The organism is Mesorhizobium sp. ISC25 (assembly GCF_042295465.1).
Lineage (GTDB): Bacteria > Pseudomonadota > Alphaproteobacteria > Rhizobiales > Rhizobiaceae > Mesorhizobium.
Genome location: NZ_CP135441.1, coordinates 789,568 through 813,716 on the forward strand (window position 1 = coordinate 789,568; position 24,149 = coordinate 813,716).

The 24,149-nt window shown below is 60.9% G+C and carries 24 protein-coding genes and 3 pseudogenes; 19 read left to right on the forward strand and 8 right to left on the reverse strand.

The annotated features are described in order from the left end of the window. Positions 1–142: 142 nt before the first annotated feature. Positions 143–549: pseudogene (locus tag RQ479_RS03945) on the reverse strand (LysR substrate-binding domain-containing protein); the annotation flags it as partial. A 184-nt stretch (positions 550–733) separates the two neighbouring features. On the opposite strand from RQ479_RS03945, the gene RQ479_RS03950 reads away from it, so the two are divergent. Next, the gene (locus tag RQ479_RS03950; protein WP_352468745.1) at positions 734–1,159 is read left to right on the forward strand and encodes a hypothetical protein; all 426 of its coding nucleotides are present in this window, start codon (positions 734–736) and stop codon (positions 1,157–1,159) included. A 653-nt stretch (positions 1,160–1,812) separates the two neighbouring features. Here RQ479_RS03950 and RQ479_RS03955 read toward each other — a convergent pair. Then, positions 1,813–2,703 (reverse strand): LysR substrate-binding domain-containing protein, encoded by an 891-nt coding sequence (locus tag RQ479_RS03955; protein WP_352468746.1) that lies wholly within the window; start codon positions 2,701–2,703, stop codon positions 1,813–1,815. Between the two features lie 104 nt (positions 2,704–2,807). Between RQ479_RS03955 and RQ479_RS03960 the strand changes: the two genes are divergently transcribed. The 7 genes and pseudogenes from RQ479_RS03960 to RQ479_RS03990 all read left to right on the forward strand — a co-directional run bounded on the left by RQ479_RS03960 (position 2,808) and on the right by RQ479_RS03990 (position 6,789). Beyond that, complete coding sequence (locus tag RQ479_RS03960) at positions 2,808–3,671, forward strand: SDR family oxidoreductase (RefSeq protein WP_376704178.1); 864 nt, start codon at positions 2,808–2,810, stop codon at positions 3,669–3,671. 38 nt (positions 3,672–3,709) lie between these two features. Further along, positions 3,710–3,865: pseudogene (locus RQ479_RS03965) on the forward strand (AtaL-like protein); the annotation flags it as partial. Between the two features lie 434 nt (positions 3,866–4,299). Beyond that, positions 4,300–4,749 carry a hypothetical protein gene (locus tag RQ479_RS03970; protein ID WP_352468748.1) on the forward strand — a complete coding sequence of 150 codons (450 nt, stop codon included), beginning with the start codon at positions 4,300–4,302 and terminating at the stop codon, positions 4,747–4,749. A 173-nt stretch (positions 4,750–4,922) separates the two neighbouring features. Continuing rightward, positions 4,923–5,099, forward strand: a complete 177-nt coding sequence (locus tag RQ479_RS03975; protein WP_352468749.1) for a hypothetical protein — start codon at positions 4,923–4,925, stop codon at positions 5,097–5,099. A 4-nt stretch (positions 5,100–5,103) separates the two neighbouring features. Then, positions 5,104–5,346: a DUF982 domain-containing protein gene (locus RQ479_RS03980; RefSeq protein WP_352468750.1), complete on the forward strand. Its 243-nt coding sequence runs from the start codon at positions 5,104–5,106 to the stop codon at positions 5,344–5,346. Between the two features lie 165 nt (positions 5,347–5,511). After that, positions 5,512–5,757 carry a DUF982 domain-containing protein gene (locus tag RQ479_RS03985; RefSeq protein WP_352468751.1) on the forward strand — a complete coding sequence of 82 codons (246 nt, stop codon included), beginning with the start codon at positions 5,512–5,514 and terminating at the stop codon, positions 5,755–5,757. Positions 5,758–6,243: 486 nt separating this feature from the next. Continuing rightward, a complete protein-coding gene (locus tag RQ479_RS03990) occupies positions 6,244–6,789 on the forward strand; it encodes a hypothetical protein (protein ID WP_376704179.1) in 546 nt (181 codons plus the stop codon). Positions 6,790–7,236: 447 nt separating this feature from the next. Here RQ479_RS03990 and RQ479_RS03995 read toward each other — a convergent pair whose 3' ends face one another. Together RQ479_RS03995 and RQ479_RS04000 are read right to left on the reverse strand one after the other, a co-directional pair. After that, entirely contained in the window at positions 7,237–8,331 is a 1,095-nt protein-coding gene (locus RQ479_RS03995) for an alkene reductase (RefSeq protein WP_376704180.1), read from the reverse strand. A 60-nt stretch (positions 8,332–8,391) separates the two neighbouring features. Further along, entirely contained in the window at positions 8,392–9,180 is a 789-nt protein-coding gene (locus tag RQ479_RS04000) for an SDR family oxidoreductase (RefSeq protein ID WP_352913370.1), read from the reverse strand. Positions 9,181–9,288: 108 nt separating this feature from the next. Here RQ479_RS04000 and RQ479_RS04005 point away from each other — a divergent pair, with 108 nt between their 5' ends. The 8 genes from RQ479_RS04005 to RQ479_RS04040 all read left to right on the forward strand — a co-directional run bounded on the left by RQ479_RS04005 (position 9,289) and on the right by RQ479_RS04040 (position 18,658). Further along, positions 9,289–9,852 carry a TetR/AcrR family transcriptional regulator gene (locus tag RQ479_RS04005; RefSeq protein WP_376704181.1) on the forward strand — a complete coding sequence of 188 codons (564 nt, stop codon included), beginning with the start codon at positions 9,289–9,291 and terminating at the stop codon, positions 9,850–9,852. Between the two features lie 982 nt (positions 9,853–10,834). After that, complete coding sequence (locus tag RQ479_RS04010; RefSeq protein WP_376704182.1) at positions 10,835–11,848, forward strand: ABC transporter substrate-binding protein; 1,014 nt, start codon at positions 10,835–10,837, stop codon at positions 11,846–11,848. Between the two features lie 29 nt (positions 11,849–11,877). Next, positions 11,878–12,888, forward strand: a complete 1,011-nt coding sequence (locus RQ479_RS04015; protein ID WP_376705864.1) for an ABC transporter substrate-binding protein — start codon at positions 11,878–11,880, stop codon at positions 12,886–12,888. A gap of 43 nt (positions 12,889–12,931) precedes the next feature. Further along, on the forward strand, positions 12,932–13,939 hold the full coding sequence (locus RQ479_RS04020; RefSeq protein ID WP_352469278.1) for an ABC transporter substrate-binding protein: 1,008 nt from the start codon (positions 12,932–12,934) through the stop codon (positions 13,937–13,939). Between the two features lie 20 nt (positions 13,940–13,959). Continuing rightward, the gene (locus tag RQ479_RS04025; protein ID WP_352469279.1) at positions 13,960–14,508 is read left to right on the forward strand and encodes an SCO family protein; all 549 of its coding nucleotides are present in this window, start codon (positions 13,960–13,962) and stop codon (positions 14,506–14,508) included. Beyond that, positions 14,474–17,128 (forward strand): GAF domain-containing protein, encoded by a 2,655-nt coding sequence (locus RQ479_RS04030; protein ID WP_352517246.1) that lies wholly within the window; start codon positions 14,474–14,476, stop codon positions 17,126–17,128. Before RQ479_RS04025 ends, RQ479_RS04030 begins: the two co-directional genes overlap by 35 nt. Continuing rightward, positions 17,125–17,490 carry a response regulator gene (locus RQ479_RS04035; protein ID WP_352469281.1) on the forward strand — a complete coding sequence of 122 codons (366 nt, stop codon included), beginning with the start codon at positions 17,125–17,127 and terminating at the stop codon, positions 17,488–17,490. Before RQ479_RS04030 ends, RQ479_RS04035 begins: the two co-directional genes overlap by 4 nt. Positions 17,491–17,503: 13 nt before the next feature. Beyond that, positions 17,504–18,658 carry an adenylate/guanylate cyclase domain-containing protein gene (locus RQ479_RS04040; RefSeq protein ID WP_376704183.1) on the forward strand — a complete coding sequence of 385 codons (1,155 nt, stop codon included), beginning with the start codon at positions 17,504–17,506 and terminating at the stop codon, positions 18,656–18,658. 261 nt (positions 18,659–18,919) lie between these two features. Here RQ479_RS04040 and RQ479_RS04045 read toward each other — a convergent pair. Then, positions 18,920–19,071, reverse strand: a pseudogene (locus RQ479_RS04045) (integrase); the annotation flags it as partial. 157 nt (positions 19,072–19,228) lie between these two features. Between RQ479_RS04045 and RQ479_RS04050 the strand changes: the two are divergent. Genes RQ479_RS04050 through RQ479_RS04060 form a run of 3 tightly spaced genes read left to right on the forward strand, consistent with a single transcriptional unit; the run spans position 19,229 to position 21,407 of the window. Then, positions 19,229–20,584, forward strand: coding sequence for a selenium-binding family protein (locus tag RQ479_RS04050; protein WP_376704184.1), 1,356 nt, complete (start codon positions 19,229–19,231; stop codon positions 20,582–20,584). Continuing rightward, a complete protein-coding gene (locus tag RQ479_RS04055) occupies positions 20,581–20,952 on the forward strand; it encodes a 2Fe-2S iron-sulfur cluster-binding protein (protein WP_352469284.1) in 372 nt (123 codons plus the stop codon). Before RQ479_RS04050 ends, RQ479_RS04055 begins: the two co-directional genes overlap by 4 nt. A gap of 5 nt (positions 20,953–20,957) precedes the next feature. Then, on the forward strand, positions 20,958–21,407 hold the full coding sequence (locus RQ479_RS04060) for a CoA-binding protein (RefSeq protein WP_376705865.1): 450 nt from the start codon (positions 20,958–20,960) through the stop codon (positions 21,405–21,407). A 54-nt stretch (positions 21,408–21,461) separates the two neighbouring features. On the opposite strand, the gene RQ479_RS04065 is transcribed toward RQ479_RS04060, so the two are convergent. From RQ479_RS04065 to RQ479_RS04075, 3 genes are all read right to left on the reverse strand, one after another. After that, positions 21,462–22,661 (reverse strand): NAD(P)-binding domain-containing protein, encoded by a 1,200-nt coding sequence (locus RQ479_RS04065; RefSeq protein ID WP_376704185.1) that lies wholly within the window; start codon positions 22,659–22,661, stop codon positions 21,462–21,464. A gap of 92 nt (positions 22,662–22,753) precedes the next feature. Continuing rightward, positions 22,754–23,311 carry an OsmC family protein gene (locus RQ479_RS04070; RefSeq protein ID WP_292664767.1) on the reverse strand — a complete coding sequence of 186 codons (558 nt, stop codon included), beginning with the start codon at positions 23,309–23,311 and terminating at the stop codon, positions 22,754–22,756. A gap of 373 nt (positions 23,312–23,684) precedes the next feature. Then, a complete protein-coding gene (locus RQ479_RS04075) occupies positions 23,685–24,137 on the reverse strand; it encodes a copper resistance protein (protein ID WP_292664768.1) in 453 nt (150 codons plus the stop codon). Positions 24,138–24,149: the final 12 nt, after the last annotated feature.

Here is a 24,149-nt window from a genome sequence, read left to right on the forward strand (position 1 = left end):
TCCGGGGGAAAGACGCTGTCATGCCCCGAAAGCAAAAAACGCGCGTTTGAGATTTGCGGCGGAAAGGCTTGCACGACCTACGACCGCTCGATCCCCCAACTCTGGAGTAAGATCTCAGCTGGGTTAACCAGCTTCCTGGGCGTCATTTGCCGATATAGGCGGCCAGCTCGTCAGGCGTTCCCATGGGAAAGGCCTGTTTCAGATGGTCGAGGAATGCGGAGACGCGGGCGCTCTGCAGCCGCCGAGAGGGATACAGCGTCCACAGGGCGATGTCGGGCCGATCGAGATCCCCCCAATGTACCAGCGTTCCGTCCGCCAGATCATGGCTCACCAGCGACACCGGCAGGCGCCGCGCCGACGCCCGCTCGCACCGCATCCCGGACCATGATGAGTGACGACAGCGCAAGGACCGGCTCGATCGCGATTGTTGACCGGCCAGCGGGCGTCTTCACGTCCCAAGCCCTTCGATCGGCTGTCGAACGCATGACGGCCGAGGTCGCCAGACCCTCAGCCGGCCGGGCGAGATGAGGGACTCGCCACGACCACGAGGCACACTGGAATGATTGCGCCTTGGCTCGCGTTCATCGTTTCCGCTGGTGTCGCGCTTGCGCTGGCGTGGTGACCATACTGAGCATGGGCCTGCTCAATTGTGTTTTGACTATTTGGCTGCACGGGCGCGTAAAATATCAGGTTCGCCCAGTTGTGGGCGGACTAACTCAGGGAGGATAATGTTATGAAGATGACTCGACGTAATGCTCTCGCCCTTGGTGCCACCTCCTTGTCGACCCCGCTATTGGTTGCATTGCCGACTCCGGCAGCGGCCAAGACCTACGGTCCGACTGATGGCAAAGAGATTTTTCCCGGCGTTCGGCTCGTCGAACTGGGAACACGAGACTCCCATATCAAGGGGTACAAGAAAATCGCGATGGAAGACGTCGTGTATCAGCCAAAGGGATCTAGCCCGCTGGGGGATGTCATGGCCGACGACATGGTCTGCACGGTCACTGAAGGCGAGCTGCAGGTCACGGCCGGGGATATGCAGTTCACAGCCAAGGAAGGCGATGTATGGAGCTGCGGCAAGGGTAGCACGAAGGAGGCTGCTACGAACAACGGGACAGTGGTCGCCGTGATGCGGGTGATTAACCTCAAGGCTGAATAAAGCCAAGTTGGCGATCGTGGGCGCAATCCGCGCACGGGTGGAATCTTGCGGGTTAGCGATCTAACCGGCCAGCGCCATTCCAGTGCCAACGCCGATCTTGTAGGAGGGGATTGAGACGCTGATACGGTCGTCGGCGACCCGCCTACCTACCGTGGCCGTGATCGCAACCACGTCACCGATGCCAATGCCCCGCGCCATACACTTGAGTGTGGAGCGGACGGTGCCCCTAGTCAAGATGTTGCTAATATACACGCGGCCTGCAAGCTTCGCCCTTGGCGAGGCGACCCAGCGGCTTGGTTGCGGGGGAGACTGGCAGCTAGAGGCCGCTGGGCCTTGACGGCCAGCGAGCTTAAGAGGAGGCCCTGTGCTGGCTGACCAAAACCTTGCGCTTATGGCAACGGAAAAGCATCATTCGAACGAACACTTTTCGTCCACGAGGAGGGAAGGGAATGCGGTCGGTGGCGCTCTCAATACCTACACATAGCCGGCCGTCAGCAGTGGTGACGATGGCACCGTTCGCGGAGCCGGTTGCCGTTAAAAAATGTCGCGTTCGCGGAAGATATTTCGAATAACGCACCCACCAAGAAAGCACGGCAACTGCTTTCCTTGTGCCTCGTATAAGGCCTCAGCTAGGTTAACCAGCTTCCTGGGCGTCATTTGCCGATATAGGCGGCCAGCTCGTCAGGTGTTCCCATCGGAAAGGCCTGCTTCAGATGGTCGATGAATGCGGAGACGCGGGCGCTCAGCAGCCGCCGAGAGGGATACAGCGTCCACAGGGCGATGTCGGGTCGATCGAGATCCCCCCAATGTACCAGCGTTCCGTCCGCCAGATCATGGCTCACCAGCGACACCGGCAGGCGTGCCGCGCCGACGCCCGCTCGCACCGCATCCCGGACCATGATGAGTGACGACAGCGCAAGGACCGGCTCGATCGCGATTGTTGACCGGCCAGTGGGCGTCTTCACGTCCCAAGCCCTTCGATCGGCTGTCGAACGCATGACGGCCGGGGTCGCCAGACCCTCAGCCGGCCGGGCGAGGTGAGGACTTGCCACGACCACCAGTCGATCACGCAGAAAGGCTCGCCCAACGAGGCTCTCATCCGGATCCGGATTGACCCGGATCACCAGGTCAAATCCCTCTTCGATCATGTCGACGGCGCGGTCTTCCGTCGTGACCTCGAGCCTTACCTCCGGGTATTTTAGGGCGAAGCCGGCAGCGATCTTCCCCATCGCGGTCTGTGAGAACAGCACTGGGGCGCTGATCCGCAACCTGCCTCGCGGCCTTTCGCCGCCTGAGGCGATCGCCGCCGCCGTCTCTTCGAGCTCGGACAGCAACCGGCCGGCGCGCTCGAAAAGCGCACGTCCTTCTTCCGTCAGCTTCAGCGCGCGCGCGCCACGCTCGAACAGCCGTAGATCAAGACTCGCCTCCAGCTCCGCCACGCGTCGGGACAAGGTGGCCTTCGGGCGCCCGGCAGCGCGCGCGGCCTTACCGAAGCCCCCGTGGCGGGCGACTAGATTGAAATCAGCAAGAGCAAGTAGATCCATGTGTTCCACCAATGAGACGGAGTGTCCAGATATAACGCCTACCGACACAAATGTGGATCACTAATTTTCTGGGATGCCATCCGGCTCAACTCAGGAGTAACCCCATGACCATTCTCGTTACCGGCGCGACCGGCAATGTCGGCCGCAACGTAGTCGAACAACTCGTGAAACGTGGCGCCAATGTGCGCGCTTTGGTTCGCGATCCCTCGAAAGCCAATTTCCCCGCTGACGTAGATGTCGTGCAGGGCGACCTGCTCGATGTCGATTCCCTGCGCAAGGCCTTCTCGGGCGTCTCCACCCTTTTCCTGCTGAACGCGGTGGTGGCCGACGAATTTACCCAGGCGCTGGTAGCGCTGGCCGCTGCCCGCGAGGCCGGCATCGAGCGGATCGTCTACCTGTCGGTGATCCACAGCGACCTCTACGTCAACGTGCCGCATTTTGCGGGCAAGTTCGGCGTCGAGCGGATGATCGAGCAGATGGGGCTCAACGCCACCATCCTGCGGCCCGCCTACTTCATGAACAACGACATCACGATCAAGGACGTGGTGACCGGCTACGGCATCTATCCGATGCCGATCGGAGCCAAGGGCGTCGCCATGATCGACGCGCGCGACATCGGCGAGATCGCCGCGATCGAACTCATCCGCCGCGAGCAGGCCGCCGCGCCGCTCCCGTTCGACCGCATCAACCTGGTCGGCCCCGACACGCTGACCGGCGCGGATGTCGCGGCCATCTGGACGGACGTCCTCGGACGCCAGATCGCGTATCCGGGCGACGACACCGCCGGCTTCGAGCAGAACCTGCGGCAGTTCATGCCGAGCTGGATGGCGCTCGACATGCGCCTGATGGCGGAGCGCTTCCTCACGCACGGCATGGTCCCCGATGCCGGCGATGTCGATCGGCTGACCGCGCTGCTGGGCCGGCCGCTGCGCTCCTATCGCGACTATGCGGCCGCAATTGCCGGCTGAGCCCCATCACCGATGACCTTTTGTCCAGGAGACACATCGTGATTTACACGACCGCTACCGTTCCGGTGAATTCCGGAGGCGAGACCAAGCTGACCCGTGCGCAGATATGGCAGGGCCTCGAACTCAAGGCGCGCGATGCCCGCCTGTTCCTGCCCGCAGGCCTCTGCACCCGTTGCGACCCGATTTCCGCTTCGCGCGGACCGGTCGCCTGGAAGAAGGTGACCTTGCTTTCCGGCTCAAGCGTGACGATCTCGCGCAGATCAGCACCGGCGATCGTAGCTTCGCGCACGAAGTGCGCTGCGCTCTCCTCCACGACGCCTTCATAGCTAGTGGTCGGGTTATTCACATCAGAAAGTTGCGCCAACGGCAATTGCAACCAGCTGGTGAGCGAGCTGCTTCATAGGCACGGACGACAACGCAAAGCCAGTCCGTCAACCAATCAGCCCGATACCCTCTCCAGCACCCTCGAAACCTGCTTCGCTGTCCATCGGCCGCCGCGTGTGCTGAATAGCGGCGAACCCAAAGGCTCCCCAACGCAACGTACCCCGACTACGCGCGTTCTAGTGAATGGGAGGGCGCCATAGCCGATCTGACGGGGGTGGCCTGATGACAAATCGGAGCAACAGGGATGGCAAAGTTTAAAGAAGCCCTTGAGCGCGGGAAAGAAGCTCGCCGTCAGCAGGAGGAGCCCGTCGGCGGCGCGGAGATGGGGAAGCGAGATGCCCCCATGTTGGACTTCAGCGAGCAAGCAAAGGCCTGGCTAAACGACGTCGTGATTGCATCGCTGGAGGCAGCCAAGGCTGACGTGGCAGGCGAGGTGGCTGTCGACATAGACACCGCGCCACGCCGGCGGGTCAAAGCTTTAGCCCCGTCGATTCGTTTCCAGATCTACAGGAAGCGAGAATTGGAGAAGGCGCCTAGAAGAACCTTTACGGTCAACGTTAAGGTGAGCGGGGCGGTGTCCGTATCTTCGCCGGGGATGGTGACGAAAGATGTGGGAAACATAGGGGATAGGTCCGACCTACGGGTCCGCACCTTAATAGCCGAACTGATCGAGGACGCTGCCAAGGGTACATAGCAAGGCTGTGTCCACCGGCGCCGTAGGGGAAACGGAGGGGGGTACGGGGGGTCCTCGCGCGAGCCAGTTGTCCGATCACCCCCTCGGGTTTTTGTACCAAACATTCCCCGCCCTCTAAGGAACAAATCCGCTCGCGAGGGGGGTTCGGCCCTATTAAGCATGTAGGCCTGAACGTGGTCGAAATCGATAAAGCCAAACAGGAAGTTGTTGCCGAAGTTGTGCGGCGGTGGATCACTTCAGAGGTAATCCGCAATTACCTTCGCGCCATGCTAAATCTGCCTGTAGAACAGGAGCTGCCGGCTGAGCAAAAGCATTTGCTGCAGGAACTTGATCGGGCCGGCAAAGAGTGACTGCATGGCGCTCCATTGGTTCTCCCCGCCGGTCCCTGTAAGGACCGAGGGTAGCGGTTCGACGCGCAAGGTCAGCAACGCTGAAGCAGCCGCTGAGGAACTCCTGAAGTGGACCAACCATGGCCTTCAGTGGGACCTCGCGGTGCGCGTTTGCATCGCCGTGATTTCCGACCAGATGGAACCCGAGGAGGCCCGCAAGGCATTCCTGGCTGCCGCTAAGGAGCAGGGGACGTTAGTCCCTCCATAAGGTGGAGGCCCGCCGCTCGTGAGAAAGGCGACGGACCCAGCAGGCGGCTGCATCCACGAAGAATCGACCGCTGCGATTTCTAAACTACAGAGCGCCTGCGTTGTTCCATTATTGCGGACTACAACTGGGTTGGTCGGCAGGCTCGTCCCGCTCTAGATTCCCCTCATGGCAACCCATTGGTTCGTCCCTCCTGTGTTCGTAAGGACTGCGTCCGGTGATAGGCATGGCTGCAACAATGCGAGGGCAGCCCTTGAGCAGCTAAAGACGTGGACCCGGAGAGGACCTTGCTGGCACAAGGCGGTGACCCTCTGCCTGTCGGCTGTGGAGGGCGATCCGATTGACCCTCACGTGATACGAAAGGCATTTGAGGCTGCCGCTAAGGAGGCCAAAATGTATCTCTCTCCTGAGTAGTAGTGTCATGGCGACCCATTGGTTCTCCCCTCCGGTCAACGTCAAGACCGTAAGCATCCGGTAGGGACCGCGGCGTGCCGGATTTGACGGGACAACTAGCTGTCGCCTGGTCTCGAATGATTTCGCGAAGGGCCTCGATGCCGAAGTCGCTAAAGACAGGGGTTGCGATTCCATCGATATCGTAGACCCACAGCTTACCATCCTCAGGCTCGAGCTGGTCCGACAGGTCCCACAGCAGGTCTTCATCCTGGCCCAGGATTTGGGCGAGGCGCCGGATCATGAAGACGTGGGCGATCACTGCCATGGTTCAGGCGGCTGCCGCTTGCTGATCGGTCTTTCTCCATTCCCAATTGAAGCGCGTAGAGGACACGAACTATCATCACCCGGTGTTGCAACCGGTACGAGTTTGCGACAGACTCAGTCCCAACAAGCCGGCCATCTGATGGACATCGCTCGAGCTCTACGGCACCAAGCAAGGGGAATGCGATGCGTGCATATTGGTTGATGCGCATTGCCGCGCTTGCTCTCAATGCCGCGCCGGCGGCAGGGGAACCTTCGGTCGAGCGAGGACTCTACATCTCCATCATCGGCGGCTGCCACGATTGCCACACCGAAGGATATAGCGAAAGTGGCGGCAAGATCGATCCGGCCAAGGCTCTCAAGGGAAATGCACTCGGCTTTCAGGGTCCGTGGGGAACCAGCTATGCGGCAAACCTACGACTGACGGCCGTCGACCTCACAGCCGACGGCTTCGTTTCATATCTTCGAGGCCTTGGGACTTATCCACCGATGCCAGCGTATAATGTACGGGCGATGAGCGATGAGGACAAGAAGTCGCTCTATCTCTATATCCGCACGCTCGGTGACGCAGGCGAGCGAGCGCCGGCTTTCGTGCCGCCTGGCGACAAGGTCCATACGCCTTATATTGTCCTCGCCCCGCCCTTGTCGCCGCCCGCCTGCACACGCGATTTCGATTGCGGTGTAGGAGAAGTCTGCGATCCCGGCGGCTCCGGGCAGTGCATGAAGAGATAACGCTCAGACCAGCTGGCCGCCATCGCGCACTGGCATTCGCTGGCGACCAGCTCTACTTCGCCGGTGCCATTCAGAATTGTCCAAATGTGTTGAAGGTCCGCCTTGGCATGGTAAGAGATGCGGGCGGTTATGGCGGTGACCTCGTCCAAGGTGAAAGGACGGCGCTTGTCCTTGTCGGGCTCGGCCTTATCCTTCGACGCGGCCTCCAAATTCATGAAGGGATTGGTGACGCCAGATAGGTCAAAGTCTCTTATGGCGTGGTTGATGACCGCGCGAACTACGTTCAAGTAGCGATCTACCGAAGACGCTTTGCGACCGTCAAGCATGTGATCCATGTGATCGCGGAATTCCATGGCATCCGCGCGCTTAATGCTTGCCAGCTTGCGATCCACTATCGCAGACAGCGCAGAAGGGTCGGGGCCGCACCAAAATGCGGCGCCGAAGGGATCAGTGGCTGCTTGCGGCTGCGATGGCGGGATAATCCGTATAGCCCGCGGCGCCCCCGCCATAGATCGTAGCCGGGTCGACGGCCGCCAGCGGTGCGCGGGTCTCAAGCCTCTCCACAAGGTCGGGATTGGCGATGAAGGGGCGGCCGAAGGCGAACAGGTCGGCCTTGTCCTCGGCCAGCCGCGACGTCGCGAGGTCGAGATCATAGCCGTTGTTGGCGATATAGGTGTTGTTGAAGCGCCGGCGGAGCGATCCGAAGTCGAACGGTACGACATCGCGCGGCCCGGCCGTGGCGCCCTCGACGACATGAATGTAGACGATGCCCAAGGCATCGATTTGATCGACGATATAGTCGAACTGTGCCTGAGCATCACTGCTCGAAACGCCATTGGCGGGCGATACGGGCGAGATCCGGATTCCGGTGCGCGCGGCGCCGATCTCCTCGGCCACCGCAGCCGCAACCTCCAGCATCAGACGGGCGCGGTTCTCGACCGAGCCGCCATAAGCATCGGTGCGGACATTGGCGCTGTCTTTGGCGAACTGGTCCAGCAGATAGCCGTTGGCACCGTGAATCTCGACGCCATCGAAACCGGCCTCAATGGCGTTAGCTGCCGCTTGCCGGAAGTCGTTCACGATCCCAGAAACCTCTTCGAACTCCAGCGCGCGGGGCTCCGAGACGTCGACGAAGCCATTGTTGACGAACGTCTTGGTCTGGGCCCGGATCGCCGACGGCGCAACCGGCGCCGCCCCGTTCTCCTGTAGGTCGACGTGCGAGACGCGGCCGACATGCCAGAGCTGCAGGAAAATCCGCCCGCCCTTGGCGTGCACGGCGGTCGTGACCTTGCGCCAGCCGTCGATCTGAGCCTGGGAGTAGATGCCTGGCGTGTCCTGGTAACCTTGTCCCTGCCGCGAGATCTGCGTGGCCTCGGAAATCAGCAAGCCGGCCGACGCGCGCTGGCCGTAATACTCCGCGGCGAGATCGCCTGGAACGAAGCCCGGTCCAGCGCGATTGCGCGTCAGGGGCGCCATCACAATACGATTGGAGAGGGTTAGCGAGCCGAGAGTATAGGGCTCAAACAGCGTTTTGCTCGTCATAGGTCACCTTTGTTTGTCCCCGCTGCGGCGGGGTCGTTATCGAAATGGCTTCGTTGGTGCTCAGGCGACCTTGCGGTACCGCTCGGCGGGATGTTCGTTCCGATAGTTTGGAAGCATGGCCTGGCGCGCGGCCTGAAGCGCGTCCCACTGCCCGGCATCGGGAAGCGGCGGGATGGTCACCGGTTCGCGGCGGTCGAATCCGACCAGCGCCGCATCAACCAGATCGTCCACCTCCATCACGTTGGAAAGCGTGTTGACGTCGGCGCCGACGTGTTCCCAGATCTCCGTTCGCGTCGTGGCGGGAAGCACGGCCTGGACGTAGACACCCTTCGGCGCGAGCTCGAGGCTGAGTCCCTGCGACAGAAACAGCACGAAGGCTTTGGTTGCGCCGTAAACCGTCATGCCGAACTCCGGCGCCAGGCCGACCACGGAGCCGATGTTGACGATCGCGCCTTCGCCCGCCGCCGCAAGGCGCGGGGCGATGGCACTGGCAAGCCGCAGAAGGGCGGTCGTGTTGAGCGCTACGAGCCGTGTAACGTCATCCGTGCTCTGCTCGATGAAGCTTCCGCCGATGGCCGTTCCGGCATTGTTGACGAGGATCCCGATGCGGGCGTCGTCGCGCAGCCTCGTCTCCACCGTTGCAAGATCGGTGGGCTGCGTGAGATCAGCCTGGACGATGTCGATCGCCACGCCGGTCTCCTGACGCAGGCGCGCCGACAGCGCCTCCATTCGTGCCGTGTCGCGGGCAACCAGCACGAGGTCGTGGCCGCGGCGCGCAAAGCGATCGGCATAGGAAGCTCCGATGCCGGTGGAGGCGCCGGTGATGAGGACTGACGGAATGGCGGTCATGGGATTGCTCTTTTCTGCAGGGACTTATATTCATGACGGTTATCATGATTGCCGATAAATATGATGACCATCATGTAAATGTCAACGGAGCCGGCGGAGAATTTTGAAATGAAGGTCAGTCGAGAGCAGATGGCGGAGAACCGTCGCCGGATTCTGGAGGTTGCCAGCCGGCTGTTTCGCGACAAGGGGTTCGATGCGGTCAGCGTGGCGGAGGTGATGAAGGCCGCCGGGCTGACCCATGGCGGTTTCTATGGTCACTTCAACTCGAAAGACGACCTGATTGCGCAGACCCTTGCCCATGTCCTCGCCGCGGACACAGGCGGAGGGCGCGGTCTTCGCGCTTATTTGGATGACTATCTTTCACCCCGGCATCGCGACAACTGCGCCGGTGGTTGCCCGACGGCGGGCCTTGCCGCGGCCATCCGCCATCAAACCCCGGCAGCGCGCTCGGCCATGACCGAAGGTCTTCGATCGCAGATCGACCGTATTGGCAAGGCGTTGCCGGAGCTGGATGCGGCAGACAGGCGCCGCGCGGCGATCGGAAGCTTTGCGGCGATGGTGGGGGCAGTGATCCTCGCCCGGGCGATTGACGACCCAGCGTTTTCCGATGAGGTGCTGGAACAGACACGTTCCTGGGTTGATGCCGGGATCAACCAAGTGTCAGCTAGTTAGCCCCGGCCGACCTGTTGTGCTGATTTATGAGACGGGACTTGTTCCCGACGATGTCGCTCGTTCCCCGGCCAGCATTGCAGTCTGGGCGCGCCGCGGCTGGTTCTAGCGCGCCTTAGCGTACAATGAGCGCTGGCTCCCCGGGACCGACGAAGCAGCGAAATACGAGTTCGCCATAGCGCTCCGCCGAGACGCGCCACAGCCGCATCAAATGCGAAAACGTGATCGTGACCGCGCAAAAGCACTAGGCCTGGCAGGTGGGCGGCCACCATCGCTTCGGGATCGCGCCGTTGCTCTGGCGCAAGAGCGCGGCGAGGTGCGAACCCGCGATCTCAACATCGGCATCCCACGATGCTATCTCTCCCAGATGTGCGAGGAAGGGCTGCTCGTGAAGGTCGGCTATGGGCGGTATCGAGCGGCTGCATTGAAGGTGGCCTGACCTTCAGGCGGGGCCGAATGCGCCATAGGATCGCGCCGCTTCGATGACCTCGCCAATCCGGCCTTCGCAGATGGCGTCGATCGGACGTAACCGCCGCGGCGAGGGGACTGCGTGCCGCCCTTCAGAAGACCGCTTGCCCCGTCGCGTTTTGGGCCGGAAGCGGAATGGCGGGCTTTTGGCATAGCGGACGTTCAGCCGGTGGGACCAAGCTCTGAAGCTGACCCTGTGCAGGCCTTTGCGTCGATGACTCGGCCCGGCGTGGCATTCGCAACCGCGCAAACGGTCTCCTGGCAGCGAGGCGTTGGCAGGACGTTTGGCGGAGTAAGTTTTGCGCTCGCAACCAACGCTAATGGGGCGTATCGTGGCATATCGTCGATTGCTAATACATGAGCCGGCGACTGAGAGCGCAAGACTCCCGCATCGGACTGGGCGCGCTAGAATCCACTACTCGTCGCGCTCACGAGACCACCTGCCTCTGCCGAAACCTCTTTTGCTCGGTTCCGGCCAGAATTGCCTTTTTGCAGTTCGGAAGAGCGGAGCGTTCCGATGCAGATCATGCAAACCCGCCGCCGATTCCTGGCCGGCGCTGCAATGACTGGCGCTGCCGGTATCGTCGGTTTTCCCGAGTCACTCCACGCGGAACCGCCGCTGGAAACGACCACGGTTCGTCTGCCGCGGTGGGTTGGTGGTTCCTACTGCTGGGCAGGCGCGTACATCGCCGGAGAACTGATGCGCGCAGATGGCTTCACCGACGTTCGCTACGTAGAAGCCGACAGAAGCGTCGACCAATCGGAATGGATCGCACGCGGTGAGACCGATTTCTCTGTGAACTTTCCACCGAATCAGATCGCGTCGATCGATGCCGGCGTGCCGATCAAGGTGCTGACCGGGTTGCACTCGGGATGCCTCGAACTGATCGCCAAGGAGAGCATCCGCAGCGTCGCGGATCTGCGTGGCAAGAGGGTGGGCGTGGATGGTTTCAATAACTCGCGACATGTGTGGCTGACTCTCATGTCCGCTTATGTCGGGCTCGATCCCGTGAACGATATCCAATGGGTCCTGACTGAAGACGCCACCCCGACGGAGCTCTTCGTCCAAGGAAAGATCGATGCATTCCTCGGCACGCCGCCCCAGCCGCAGGAGCTGCGCGCCAAGAAGATCGGCCATACGATCCTCAACAATGCCGTCGACCGCCCATGGTCACAGTATTTCTGCTGCATGATCTCCGCGACGACGGACTACGTGACCAGGCACCCGGTAGCGACCAAACGGGTCTTGCGATCCATCCTTAAGGCTGCCGACCTCTGCGCGTCGGATCCGCAGTGGGTGGCCCGGCAGATGGTCCATCGCGATTTCGTCCCGTCGTATGATTACGCGCAGCAAACGCTAAGGGATATCCGGTACGACCGCTGGCGAGACTTCGATCCTGAAGACTCCCTGCGGTTCTACACACTGCGCATGCAAGAGACGGGCATGATCAAATCGGGCCCGCAACAGATCATCGCCGACGGAACGGACTGGCGCTTCCTCGACGAGTTGAAGCGTGAGCTGAAAACCTGATCCCATTTGTCTCAAGGGGAGACGTGGACATGCAAATCGCCCCGAACCGCCGCCGTTTCCTAGCCGGCGCCGCGTCAGCCGGCGCCGCGGGTCTTATCGGCACCTCGACACAAGCCTGGGCTGAGCCGTTGCCGGAGACCACCTCGGTCCGCCTGCCGCGGTACATCGGCGGCGCCTATTGCTGGGCGGGCCTGTACCTCGCCGGAGAGATGCTGCGCGCCGAGGGGTTCACCGATGTCCGCTACGTGCAAGGTGACAAGAAGGTTGATCATTCGGCATGGATCGCAAACGGCGAGACGGATTTCAGTGTGAACTATGTGCCGGTTCATCTGGCGTCGATCGATGCAGGAGTGCCGATCAGGGTACTAAGCGGACTGCACTCCGGGTGCCTCGAACTGATCGCCAACGACAGCGTCAAAGGCATCTCGGACCTGCGGGGAAAGCGGGTTGGGGTCTTTACGCTTGATTCGCCGCAATACGTGTTGGTTTCTCTGATGGCCGCCTATGTTGGGCTCGATCCCGTCAACGACATCGAATGGGTCATCGAAGAGCACAATTTTGCGGAAGGCTTCGTCGAGGGAAAGTACGATGCAGTGCTCGGCCAACCGCCCCGCACGCAGGAACTTCGCTCCAGGAAAGTAGGCCACACGATCCTCAACTCGACCAGCGACCCGCCGTGGTCGCAGCACTTCTGCTGCATGATTTCCGCGACTGCGGATTATGTAGACAGATATCCGGCGGCGACAAAGCGCGTCCTGCGGTCCATCCTCAAGGGCGCCGACCTCTGTGTCTCAGATCCGTCATGGACTGCAGGGCAGCTGGTCGATCGAGGTTTCGTCCCCAGCTACGAACTCGCGCTGCAAACGCTTGGCGACATCCGGTACGACAGATGGCGGGATTTCGATGCCGAAGCCTCGATGCGCTTCTACGCGCTGCGCATGCACGAAACGGGCATGATCACGTCGAGCCCGCAAGAGATAATCGCCACCGGAACGGATTGGCGCTTTCTAGATCAACTAAAGCGCGAGCTGAAGACGTAGACCTATCGCCGACACGCGGTGCCTTTTTTGAAGGGAGAGACTCGTGCAGATTGTCCAGAACCGTCGCCGTTTCCTCACAGGCCTGTCCGCGCTCGCAGGTGCGGGTCTTGCAAGGGGCCGCAACGCGGCCGCCGCCGAAGCGGCACCTGAAACCACGGTCGCCCGCTTTGCGGCGGCGCCGGGTATCTGCATCGCTCCGCAGTACGTCGCCGAGGATCTGATCCGCGCAGAGGGGTTTTCGGATTTTGGCTTCGTGGCCGCCGACGCCGGTATCGCCCAGACCGAGATGCTGGCGCGCGGCGACATCGACTTCGGCATTGACTTTGCCACAGCCCTAATCATTCCGGTCGACACTGGCGCCCCGATCAAGGTGATCTCCGGAGTGCATGTCGGTTGTTACGAATTGTTCGGACACGGGGACATCAAAAGCATCGCGGATCTCAAGGGCCGTAAAGTCGGTGTCGGCGGCAATCTGTCATCGGATCCGCATATCTTTGTCAGTGCCATGGCGACCTATGTCGGCCTCGATCCGCAACGCGACATTGAATGGATCGTTGGCGAGGCAAAGCCGGCGGAGCTTTTCGCCGAGGGCAAGGTCGACGCCTTCCTGGCTTTTCCGCCTGAGGCTCAAGATCTCCGCGCCCGCAAAGTCGGCCACGTCATCCTCGACAGCTCCAAGGACCGGCCATGGTCGCAATATTACTGCTGCATGCTGGCAGTCAACGCCGCCTATGCTGAGAAAAATCCAGCTGCCACCAAGCGCGTCATCCGGGCCATCATCAAATCGGCCGACATCTGCGCGGCCGAACCGGAATGGGTGGCACGCCTCCTGGTGGACGGCGGACACACCGAACAATACGACTACGCCGTGCAGTCGCTCCGCGAGCTCCCATACTCTAATTGGCGCGACTTCGATCCCGAGGACACGATCAGGTTCTTCTCGTTGCGGTTGCATGAAGCCGGGATTGTCAAGTCGAACCCAAACGAGATCATCGCGAACGGCACCGATTGGCAGTTCTTCAACGAGGTCAAGCGTGAGTTGAAAACGTGAGCGAGTGGCCGGCGCGCATCTTGCTGCTGGCGCTGATGGCCGGGCCGGCACATGCGCACGACGAGCGCCTGCCGACGATCGGACAGGCGCCGGACTTTACCTTGGTATCGCAGGACGGTGTGCGAGTGTCGCTGCACGACTTTCGCGGCAAGGTGGTCGCCGTCTCATTTATCTATACGTACTGTACTGACGTCTGCCCCATGCTGACTGCCCATATGGCCAGCGTGCAGGAAAAGTTGGGTAGTGCGTTCGGACCCAAAATCGCCTTCGTTTCGATCACCGTCGACCCAGAGCGCGATACGCCCGATGTCTTGAAGGAATATGCGCAGAGTTTTGGCGCCGACCTGAAGGGCTGGTCGTTTCTTACCGGTGATCCGGCCGTCGTCCATGAGGTGGGACGGAAATACGGGGTCATCGCGAAGAAGGCGGCGAACGGAGATGTCGACCATACCCTATTGACGTCGCTCGTGGACCCCGGTGGCATCTTGCGAGTACAGTATCTTGGTGTCCGGTTCGACCTGGAGGAGTTCCGGGATGACCTTCTCAGCCTCTTGGACGAATCCAAATAGCATAACGAACCGGCTCGTTGGCTGGGTTGCCCGGCTGCCGGCGCGCGTCCAGACCAAGCTCTTGATCGCGTTCCTGTCGATCGTCGGCCTGCTGATCGTGCTCGGGGCCGTCGGGTTGCAGGTGCTGAGTGGGGTGAACGATCAAACCAACGAGCTGATCAAGCTGCAGCGCAGGATCGCGGCCTACCGCCAGGTCCAGCACGATACGACCACCCAGCTCTACGGCATCTCCACCGCCCTGTTGCTTCGGGACGACCGGATGCTGGATGCGGCGCTGCGCCAGCTCAACCAGTTCGGCTACGACCTCGACCGCATGGAGTTCGTCGCCGAGAGTGAGGCGGAAGTGCTCGGTCAGGTCCGGCAAGAGTACGAACGGCTTACAGATGGGGTGACGCACGTGGCAGAGCTCGTCCGCGCCGACCGCACTGAGGAGGCGCGCAAGGTTCAGCTTGATGAAATCATACCGTCGGCCGATAGCCTCGAGCGGCTGACAAACCAGCTGGTCAACATGGCCGAAGCCGACATGGTGGCGGCCATCGAAACGACCGAGGGTGCGTACGGCACGTCCAGACTGATCGTGGTCTCGTTTGCGGTGGGCAGTATCCTGCTGGCGTTGGGGCTCGGCTACATCATCTCCTGGTCGTTGATCGAACCGGTCAAGAAGATCGAGACGCGTCTCAGCCAGATAGCGGCCGGCGACTTCGCCCAACAGGTTGCCGTCGCCAATCGCGACGAACTTGGAGTACTCGCCGCTAACGTCAACCAGACCTCCGACCAGCTCGGGCGCCTGTATCAGGAGATTGAGACGCGCACCCAGCAGCTCGATGAAGCCCTTCAGCAGCAGACAGCTACTGCAGACGTTCTGAAGGTCATCAGCCGTTCGACCTTCGATCTGCAGGTCGTGCTCGATACGTTGGTGGAATCGGCTATCAGGCTCTGCCGTGCCGACAAGGGTGGTATCGTGCAGTCGCTGGATGGCGTATTCCGCTATGTGTCGGCGCATGGCTACCCGCCCAGTTTCCGTGCTTATGTGGACGCCAATCCAACTCCGGCCCTTGCCGCAGGCCGAGGCTCCGCCGTAGGGCGCGTAATCGAAGAACGGCGGATCGTCCAAATCGAAGACGTGACGGCTGATCCGGACTACCGCGTTGCCTTGATCGCCGAGGCAGGCGGCTTCCGCACCGTCCTCGCTGCCCCGCTGTTGCGGGAAGGTGATCTCGTTGGCGTATTCGTCATGACGAGGGTTGAGCCGCAACCTTTCAATCCCAAGGAGATCGCCCTCGTCGAGACATTCGCCGACCAGGCCGTGATCGCCATCGAGAATGCGCGGCTCTTCGAGGAGGTGCAGTCACGGACTCGCGAGCTTGCCGCGTCTGTTGGTGAGCTCGAGGCTCTTGGTGAGGTGAGCAAGGCGGTCAATTCGACGCTGGATCTCGACACGGTGCTGAAGACGATCGTTGCCAAGGCGGTCCAGTTGTCGGAAACGGATGCTGGCACCATCTACGTGTTCAGCAGCACGCGCCAGCAATTCCGTCCGCGCGCAAACTTCGGTATGAGCGATGAGCTTATCGCCGCAGTCTCGCACCAGACGATCGGGCTGGCCGACATGGGGATCGGCGACGCGCCCGGGCGCTGCATGCCGGTGCAGCTTCCCGATCTCAGCGAGGAGACCTCATCCTTCCTTGTAAGAAAGACGATCGTCGACGCCGGATATCGCGGTATCCTGATCGTTCCGCTGCTGAGGCCCAACAAGATCGTCGGTGCACTGGTCGTCAGGCGCCGCAAGCCAGGTGCCTTCGATGAGCAAGTTGTCCACCTGCTGGAGACCTTCGCAGCCCAATCGGTGCTCGCGATCCAGAATGCCAAGCTGTTCCGCGAGATCGAGGAGAAAGGCCGGGAGCTGGAGGCAGCCAGCCGCCACAAGTCCCAGTTCCTCGCGAATATGAGCCACGAGCTCAGGACACCGCTCAATTCGGTCTTGGGCTTCACAGAACTGCTGGTCGACGGCATCTACGGCGAACTCCCGGACAAGGCTAAGACGACCGTCGCGCGCGTGCAGGCAAACGGTCGTCACCTCCTCGGGCTCATCAACGACGTACTCGACCTGTCCAAGATCGAAGCCGGGCAGCTCACGCTGGCGATCGAGGACTACTCCGTCGCGCAGCTTGTTCGATCGACCGTTACGGCCGTAGAGCCGCTGGCACGAGCGAAGGGCCTTGAGCTTTCAACGACTGTTGCCGAGAACCTTCCAATCGGCCGTGGGGACGAACGCCGTTTGACGCAGGTCCTGCTCAATCTTGTAGGCAATGCCGTCAAGTTCACCGAAACGGGTGCGGTCGACATTCTTGCCGATGCGGTCGACGGGCACTTTGAGATGACCGTCCGAGACACCGGTCCGGGCATCGCGTCTAAGGACCAGGCTCTCATCTTCGAAGAATTCCAGCAGGTCGACAACAGCAGTACCAGGCAGAAGGGCGGTACGGGTCTTGGCCTGGCGATCTCGAAGCGCATCGTCGAAATGCATGGCGGAACCATCGACGTCGAGTCCGTGATCGGGTCAGGGTCGACATTCCGTCTGAAGGTACCAATCCGGGTAAATGAGGACGTGAGGGCCGCATGAGCAAACGAATCCTGATGGTGGAAGACACCGAGGACAACCGCCAGATCATCCGCGATCTCATTGCCACCACCGAATACGAACTGATCGAGGCGGCGGACGGCGCCGCCGGCATCGCTGCAGCCGGCGCGCACAAGCCAGATCTGATCCTTATGGACATTCAGCTCCCGGTGATTGACGGATACGAAGCGGCTCGCCGCATCAAGGCCGAGCCGGCGCTCCGGCACATTCCGATTATCGCCGTCACCTCCTACGCGTTGTCGGGCGATGAGGCGAAGGCACTTGCCGCAGGCTGCGATGGCTACATTGCCAAGCCCTTCAGTCCGCGCGAGCTGCTCGCAAAGATTCGGCAGTTCCTTTCCTGAAGGAGACAGGGTCTTGCATGATCCGCCCCGTATTCTCGCGGTCGACGATACCCCGGAAAACCTCGAGATCCTGCGCATGCGCCTCGAGGCGAATGGATACGATGTGGCGACTGCCGCTGATGGCGAAGAGGGGCTTGCGAAAGCACGCAGCCTCAGTCCGGACCTGATCCTGCTCGACATCATGATGCCGAAGCTGGACGGCATCAGTGTGGTGCGGATGCTCAAGCAGGACATCTCCCTGCAGGCGATTCCGGTCATCCTCGTCACCGCGAAAGCCGACACGCGCGATGTGGTTGAGGGACTGGACGCCGGGGGCGACGACTATCTGACAAAGCCCTTCGAGCACAGGGCGCTGTTGGCGCGGGTGCGCTCGATGCTGCGCCAGAAGGCCCTTCACGACATTGTCGCGAGCCAGGCCAAACGCCTTGAGGACCAAGCCGCGCAACTCTCCGACTGGAACCGCTCCCTCGAGCAAACCGTGGCTGGGCAGGTGACGGAGCTCGAGCGAATGGCGCGGCTCAGGCGGTTCCTTCCCGAGCAGGTCGCCGACTTGATCGTTGCGGCGGGCAATGGAGACGCGCTCTTGCAGAGCCACCGTCGCGAGGTGACCGTTGTTTTTTGCGATTTGCGCGGCTTTACTGCGTTCGCAGAGACCGCCGAGCCCGAAGAGGTCATGACAGTTCTTGCCGAGTATCATTCCTGTCTCGGTGAACAAATCGTCCGCCACGAGGGAACTCTAGAGCGGTTCGTGGGCGACGGTATCGTCGTGGTTTTCAACGATCCACTGCCATGCGCCGACCACTCCGAGAGAGCCGTCTCAATGGCTGCTGCGATGCGCGACGCAATTGACGAGCATTCAGAGCGATGGCGCAAGCGCGACTATTTGCTGGGCTTCGGGATCGGCATTGCCAGGGGCCACGCAACCATCGGGCGCATCGGTTTTGATCGGCGCTCGGACTATGCCGTCATCGGCACTGTGTCGAACCACGCCGCCCGATTGTGCGAGGAGGCCAAATCCCGCCAGATTCTCGTCAGCCAACGGGTCCTCGGCGCTGTCGAGCCGCTGGTCGAATCAGTTCTTGTTGGCGAACTGACGCTGAAGGGTTTTCGCCGCCCGATGCCTGCCTATGAAATCGTACGGTGGATCGGTCGGCCAAGCTCACGTTAGACGCACTCCGGTCTCTTTTGGACGATACGGCCCGTCGAACCGTCGGCACAAAGCATCCCAGTCATCGACCGATCTCGAAATCGCCGCAACGGGGAGAAAGCGGTCGTTCCGTGAGTAACAACCTAATGGCCACCTATGGCGCGACCATGACCTCCAGCATTGTCACCCGCGATGTCCGCTTCCGGGCGGAGGCAAAGGTTGCCTCTATGGTGGCGGTGAGACGCGTACCTGGTCCTCGTTGGTCGCAAGGAGCCGGGGTGGTCAAATTTCTGTCCCTTCCGCCAAAGTGAGTGCACCCTCGACGCCGACGCCAAAATGCCCACCGTGTTCTCGATCTTGGTGTGGCCGAGTAGGATTTGCACCGCTCGTAGGTTGCCGGCGGCTTTGTAAATGATGGACGCAGGCGGCGGACGCCGAGGCCAAGCTCACGCGCTTGTACGAGGCGATCGAAAATGGGGCGCGCGCTTGACCAGCCACCCTGGCCATAGCGCTAAAGCCAACCATGCACTAACATTCCAGCTTGACCCCCGTTGGGGCTGGCCAGTGATCTGTTCAATTTGGGAAGTACCCATGACCAATCATTGCTGTGGACCGGGCTATGCTTCTCCAGCAGAGGCGATGAGGGCACCTCGCGAAAAGCTGCTCTATACGATTGCCATCTACACCGGCACGGGCATTCAGAAGCCGGACTATTTGTGTACCATTGATGTCGACCCGGAGAGTTCGACCTACAGCCAAGTGATTTCACGTTTGCAAATGCCGGGTATTGGCGATGAGCTTCATCACATGGGCTGGAATGCCTGTTCGTCCTGCCATGGCGATGCGAGCATGGAGCGCAAATATCTGATTGTGCCGGGTGTGCGCTCGGCCAATCTGCATATTGTCGATTGCGGGACCGATCCCCGCAATCCGACACTGTTCAAGGTCATAGACGGCGCTGAAATCAAAACCAGGACCAACTTGTCGGCGCCGCACACAGTGCATTGCCTCGGCTCGGACATCATCATTTCCATGCTTGGCGACGCTCAAGGCAACGCCCCAGGCGGCTATTTGCAACTCAACAAGGAGTTCGAGATTGTCGGCCGTTGGGAAAACTCCATGGGCAGCATCAAGTTTGGTTATGATTTCTGGTACCAGCCGCGACATAACGTAATGGTCAGCTCGGAGTGGGCCGCGCCCAATACCTTCATGCCTGGTTTTGACCTGGAGGAGGTTGGCCATCTGAAATATGGCCGAGAGATCCATTTCTGGGATTTTGAGAAGAAGGAGCCAAAGCAAACATTCTATCTCGGTGAGGATGGCTTGCTCCCACTCGAAGTGCGATTCCATCACAATCCCGACAGCAGTCACGGCTTTGTTGGCGCGGCCCTTTCTGCAAACATCATCCATTGGTGGAAGGATGCGGCGGGTGACTGGCAATGGGAAAAAATTGTCGATGTTGGCAATGAGCCGCATCCCGAATGGCCGATCCCGATACCGGGCGTGATCTCGGTCATTCTGCTCAGTATGGACGATAGACACCTCTATCTGTGCAACTGGTTGCATGGCGACATCCGCCAATATGACATCTCGGACCCGCACAACGCCAAGCTCACTGGACAGGTGTGGATGGGCGGACTTCTCGGCCGTGCGCCTGAGGTCAATGGCGTGAAAGTGACTGGTGGGCCTCAGATGATACAGCTCAGCCTCGACGGCAAGCGCCTTTATGTGACGACCTCGCTCTTCTCGACCTGGGACAATCAGTTCTATCCGGAAATCCGCACCAATGGCGGATGCATGCTGATGGTCAATTGCGATACGGAAAACGGCGGCATGGAAATTGATCCGCGATTTGTCGTCGATTTTGGCAAGGAACCAAATGGACCAAGCCGCTGCCACGAAACCCGTTATCCCGGCGGTGATTGCACGAGTGACATCTGGGTATGACCAGCTTCACCATCACCCTCGCCAACCAAGGCGGTGCAGCCTTTGAGGTCGATCACCGCAAGCCCCTCTTGCAAAGCCTGCGCGAGCAGGGCGTGGACCTGCCCTACGGGTGCAAGTATGGCGGCTGCATAACCTGCGCGGCCAAGATAATCAGCGGCAAAGTCAGTCAAAAGGCCCAGCGGGCGCTGAACAATCGCCAGATCAACAATGGCTATATAATCCTCTGCGTTGCCCGCCCTATGAGCGACTGCACGCTGGAGGTCGGCGTTGAAAGCCACGACAAGCTCTATCGCAACCCCTTCCTAGATCCCTTGGCCGCACATGAATTGAAAGCCGATATTGCGACCCCGTTGGACACAAAGAAATGACCCATATGAATCATGATGAGCCCTATTCGGAGGCTTATCTGCAAGACATTCTGAAGTCAGTCAAAACCATTGCGATGGTGGGGGCCAGCCCCGACAAGACCAAGTTTTCCTATGGTGTTCTCAGGGTTCTGCACGAAACCGGCTATGACATGATCCCGGTCAATCCCACTCCAGGTCTGGATGAAATTCGAGGGCTCAAGGTGTACGCGTCACTGGCGGCCATAGACCGGCCTGTGGATATGGTTGAGGTTTTTCGCCGCTCCGAAGACCTGTTGGAAGTTGCACAGGAAGCCATCGCAATTGGTGCCAAGGTTCTGTGGAGTCAGATTGGGGTGCGCGATGACACCGCCGCCCTGTTGGTGGAGGAAGCGGGCTTGAAAGTTGTGATGAACCGCTGTCCCAAGATTGAGTTGTTCCGCCCCTTCTGGAAGCCGAAGTTGCACTTGGGAATATGATCGCAGGGTCACGGAATTCGGCGTTGTCGCGGTAGCTGACCTGTTACCTTGGCCTTAGACGTTGATTGATTTTTGCCTGAGGTAAGATGCCAGATGGCCGCTGAGATCACGCGCGTCGTCGCCGGCGCCGTCGATCAGCGCAGACTTGCGGCGGCGCAGAAACTGCATCCCCATCAGGTACATGCCCGGATGTTCCGCAACGCCGCCGTCGTGACGGACGTGGCCCTTGCGGTCGAGGACCGGCAGCTCCAGCCAGGAGTAGTCCGGCCGGTAGCCGGTGGCCCAGATGATCGTCCTGATCGCGCCTCCGGTAAGGTCGAGGCCGAGCGGCGGGTTGTCCTCGACACGGGTCGGCGGCAGGCGATCCGGCGGCCCGACCGTAGCGTCCAGGCCGTTGGCGTGCGCCCATTCGTCGATGAGGTCGAGCAGCCGGGCCATCTTGAGATCGGAAAGCGCGCACATGTTGCGCAACGACCCCGCAAACTGGGCCTTGCCGTCTTCGGTGATGCCGGCGAGACGGCCAATGAGCCTGACGCCGAGGTCGACCAGCGCATTGAGGTCGAGCGTGGTGCGGTCGGGGGTGCCGGCAAGCTGCAGCGAAGGAACCCGTCGTGCCCGTCTGATGTCGTCTACCTCGTCGTAGCGCTCGTCGAGCACGCCTGCGGCGTCCATCCACCATTCCAGGTCTTTGCCGCGATAGACACGGGGCGCCCGGATGTGCTCGCCCACCGACAGGGTCACTTGCCGCCCCGAACGCTGCAGCTCCTGTGCGATCTGGGTGCCGCTCGACGAGGCACCCACCACCATCACGCCGCCGTCGGCGACCTGAGCCGGATTGCGGTAGGACTGTGCCGTCAGCATTGCTACCGACGGCGGCACGCGGACGGCCAAATCGGGCAGGCGTGCGATGTTGCACGCGCCCGACGCCAGCACGACAGTTCGGCAGCGCCACTCGCCGCGGTCCGTGCGCACGAGATATCCCGCCCCATCGCTGCGAAGCGAGGTAACGGTCGTATGTGTTCTGACTGGAGCCGAGATCGCCCTGGCATAGTTCCCGAGGAAGTCGATCACTTCAGGCATCGTCCGGTAGCCGTCGGGGTCGTCGCCATCATAGCGGAAGCCCGGCAGCCGGCTCTGCCAGTTCGGGGTGAGCAGCCGCAACGAATCCCATCGCTCGGTGCGCCAGGTATGGGCGATCTCGCCGCGCTCCAGCAGCACATGGTCAATAGAGCGCTCCGCGAGGCAGCGGCTCATCGCGAGCCCCGCGTGCCCTGCACCGACGATCACTGTGGTGACGGAACTAATCGCGCCCTCTCATCAGGAGAGTCTACGGCTCGAAGCGCCTTTCAATTCACCACGACCGTGACGTTCGTCGGATTGGTTACAATGTCATAGACAGCCGACCGCTTCTGTGACTGAGCGACGAGAGCCTCGATGTCCTCGCGCTTGGCGTCGGCGTCGATGTTGTACTTCACCGTGATGCCGCTGAAGCCGTTGCGGACGTCGCTGTCGATGCCGAGTATGCCCGCAATATCCATGTCGCCTTCGATGGTCGCCTTCACCGACTTCAACTGGATGTTCCGGTTCTGGGCAACCGCGGCGATGCCGGCTGTCAGGCAACTCGCCAGCCCGACCAGCACGTATTCGACAGGCGTGGCGCCCTGATCCAAGGAAGCAAAGACCTCCGGATGGTCGGCATCGAATGCGAAGGTGGTCTTGCGATGCTGGTCCTGGCCGAGACCGTAGAAGCTCTCGACCGTCGAGTGGCTGTGGGTGCCATCCTTCCATTCGCAGGCCGCGCGCCACTTGAACTGCGCGGCCTCCGGGGCGTTGGTAAGCGCTTCGCGTGCGCCGAGCAGCGCCTCGACGTTAACGCCATTGTTTGCCTGTACTTCGGAAGCCATAGTTCTCCTCCCTACTTTGCACTGGCTTAAAAACCCGACCGATCCCACCGACCTCCTGATCAGATTTCACCAGGGGGTGGCATGCTATGGGTAGCGAAGCGTTTCTTCAAGTTGTTTCCGTGGAGATATAGTCGCCCTCGTGTACCGAGTTGCGCCTTTCCAGGCTAAGGGTGCCCTGTGTGTCTGTCGGGGTTGCTTCCGCAGCCCAGGTGCCGGCCCATAGAGATCGCGAGCACGCCGACTGAGGCGTGAGATCATGCCGTCGATAATCCGACCGCCGCCGTGATGGAAGGGTCCGCCGCCTGGTAGAGGTCTTACGGCCTATCCTATCCTTTCCGTGGCAGTTGTGAGCGTCAAGATATCCGGCGAGATCCTATTTTGTGACGGTGATGTGATTGACCATGCCAAGCTTGAAATGGCCCGCCTTGTTACAAAGCAGGATGTAGGAGCCCGGCTCCAGCTTCACCGTAAGCGCGCCGGACTTCCCGGGATCGAGGTCTTCGATCTCGTTTACGACCTCGAGTGCACTCTCCTCGACCTCCTTTTCCTGCTCGTTGTAAAGCAGCGTCTCGATCGGCTTGTCGGATCTGACGACGACGAACTCGTGAGCCAAGGTCTGGGATGTATTGGTCACGTTGAAGGTCACATTGCCGGCCTTGACCTGTTCGGTGCCCAGGTCCATGCGCATGGATTGCATGCCCTTGTCGGCCAAGGTGACGCCAACCGTTTCGTCGGCTCGTGCTGGGAGAGCGGCGATGATAAGCGCGGCCGCAGCGGGCAACATACCAACCCGTGCCGGCCACGCGATGAGCGTGGTGGCTTGCATAGGTGCGTTTCT

Excerpts from the sequence above, each read along its gene's own strand:
- RQ479_RS03950 (WP_352468745.1), top strand. The coding sequence starts at position 734 with ATGAAGATGACTCGACGTAATGCTCTCGCCCTTGGTGCCACCTCCTTG.
- RQ479_RS03955 (WP_352468746.1), bottom strand. The coding sequence starts at position 2,703 with ATGGATCTACTTGCTCTTGCTGATTTCAATCTAGTCGCCCGCCACGGG.
- RQ479_RS03960 (WP_376704178.1), top strand. The coding sequence starts at position 2,808 with ATGACCATTCTCGTTACCGGCGCGACCGGCAATGTCGGCCGCAACGTA.
- RQ479_RS03970 (WP_352468748.1), top strand. The coding sequence starts at position 4,300 with ATGGCAAAGTTTAAAGAAGCCCTTGAGCGCGGGAAAGAAGCTCGCCGT.
- RQ479_RS03980 (WP_352468750.1), top strand. The coding sequence starts at position 5,104 with ATGGCGCTCCATTGGTTCTCCCCGCCGGTCCCTGTAAGGACCGAGGGT.
- RQ479_RS03985 (WP_352468751.1), top strand. The coding sequence starts at position 5,512 with ATGGCAACCCATTGGTTCGTCCCTCCTGTGTTCGTAAGGACTGCGTCC.
- RQ479_RS03990 (WP_376704179.1), top strand. The coding sequence starts at position 6,244 with ATGCGTGCATATTGGTTGATGCGCATTGCCGCGCTTGCTCTCAATGCC.
- RQ479_RS03995 (WP_376704180.1), bottom strand. The coding sequence starts at position 8,331 with ATGACGAGCAAAACGCTGTTTGAGCCCTATACTCTCGGCTCGCTAACC.
- RQ479_RS04000 (WP_352913370.1), bottom strand. The coding sequence starts at position 9,180 with ATGACCGCCATTCCGTCAGTCCTCATCACCGGCGCCTCCACCGGCATC.
- RQ479_RS04005 (WP_376704181.1), top strand. The coding sequence starts at position 9,289 with ATGAAGGTCAGTCGAGAGCAGATGGCGGAGAACCGTCGCCGGATTCTG.
- RQ479_RS04010 (WP_376704182.1), top strand. The coding sequence starts at position 10,835 with ATGCAGATCATGCAAACCCGCCGCCGATTCCTGGCCGGCGCTGCAATG.
- RQ479_RS04015 (WP_376705864.1), top strand. The coding sequence starts at position 11,878 with ATGCAAATCGCCCCGAACCGCCGCCGTTTCCTAGCCGGCGCCGCGTCA.
- RQ479_RS04030 (WP_352517246.1), top strand. The coding sequence starts at position 14,474 with ATGACCTTCTCAGCCTCTTGGACGAATCCAAATAGCATAACGAACCGG.
- RQ479_RS04035 (WP_352469281.1), top strand. The coding sequence starts at position 17,125 with ATGAGCAAACGAATCCTGATGGTGGAAGACACCGAGGACAACCGCCAG.
- RQ479_RS04050 (WP_376704184.1), top strand. The coding sequence starts at position 19,229 with ATGACCAATCATTGCTGTGGACCGGGCTATGCTTCTCCAGCAGAGGCG.
- RQ479_RS04055 (WP_352469284.1), top strand. The coding sequence starts at position 20,581 with ATGACCAGCTTCACCATCACCCTCGCCAACCAAGGCGGTGCAGCCTTT.
- RQ479_RS04060 (WP_376705865.1), top strand. The coding sequence starts at position 20,958 with ATGAATCATGATGAGCCCTATTCGGAGGCTTATCTGCAAGACATTCTG.
- RQ479_RS04065 (WP_376704185.1), bottom strand. The coding sequence starts at position 22,661 with ATGAGCCGCTGCCTCGCGGAGCGCTCTATTGACCATGTGCTGCTGGAG.
- RQ479_RS04070 (WP_292664767.1), bottom strand. The coding sequence starts at position 23,311 with ATGGCTTCCGAAGTACAGGCAAACAATGGCGTTAACGTCGAGGCGCTG.
- RQ479_RS04075 (WP_292664768.1), bottom strand. The coding sequence starts at position 24,137 with ATGCAAGCCACCACGCTCATCGCGTGGCCGGCACGGGTTGGTATGTTG.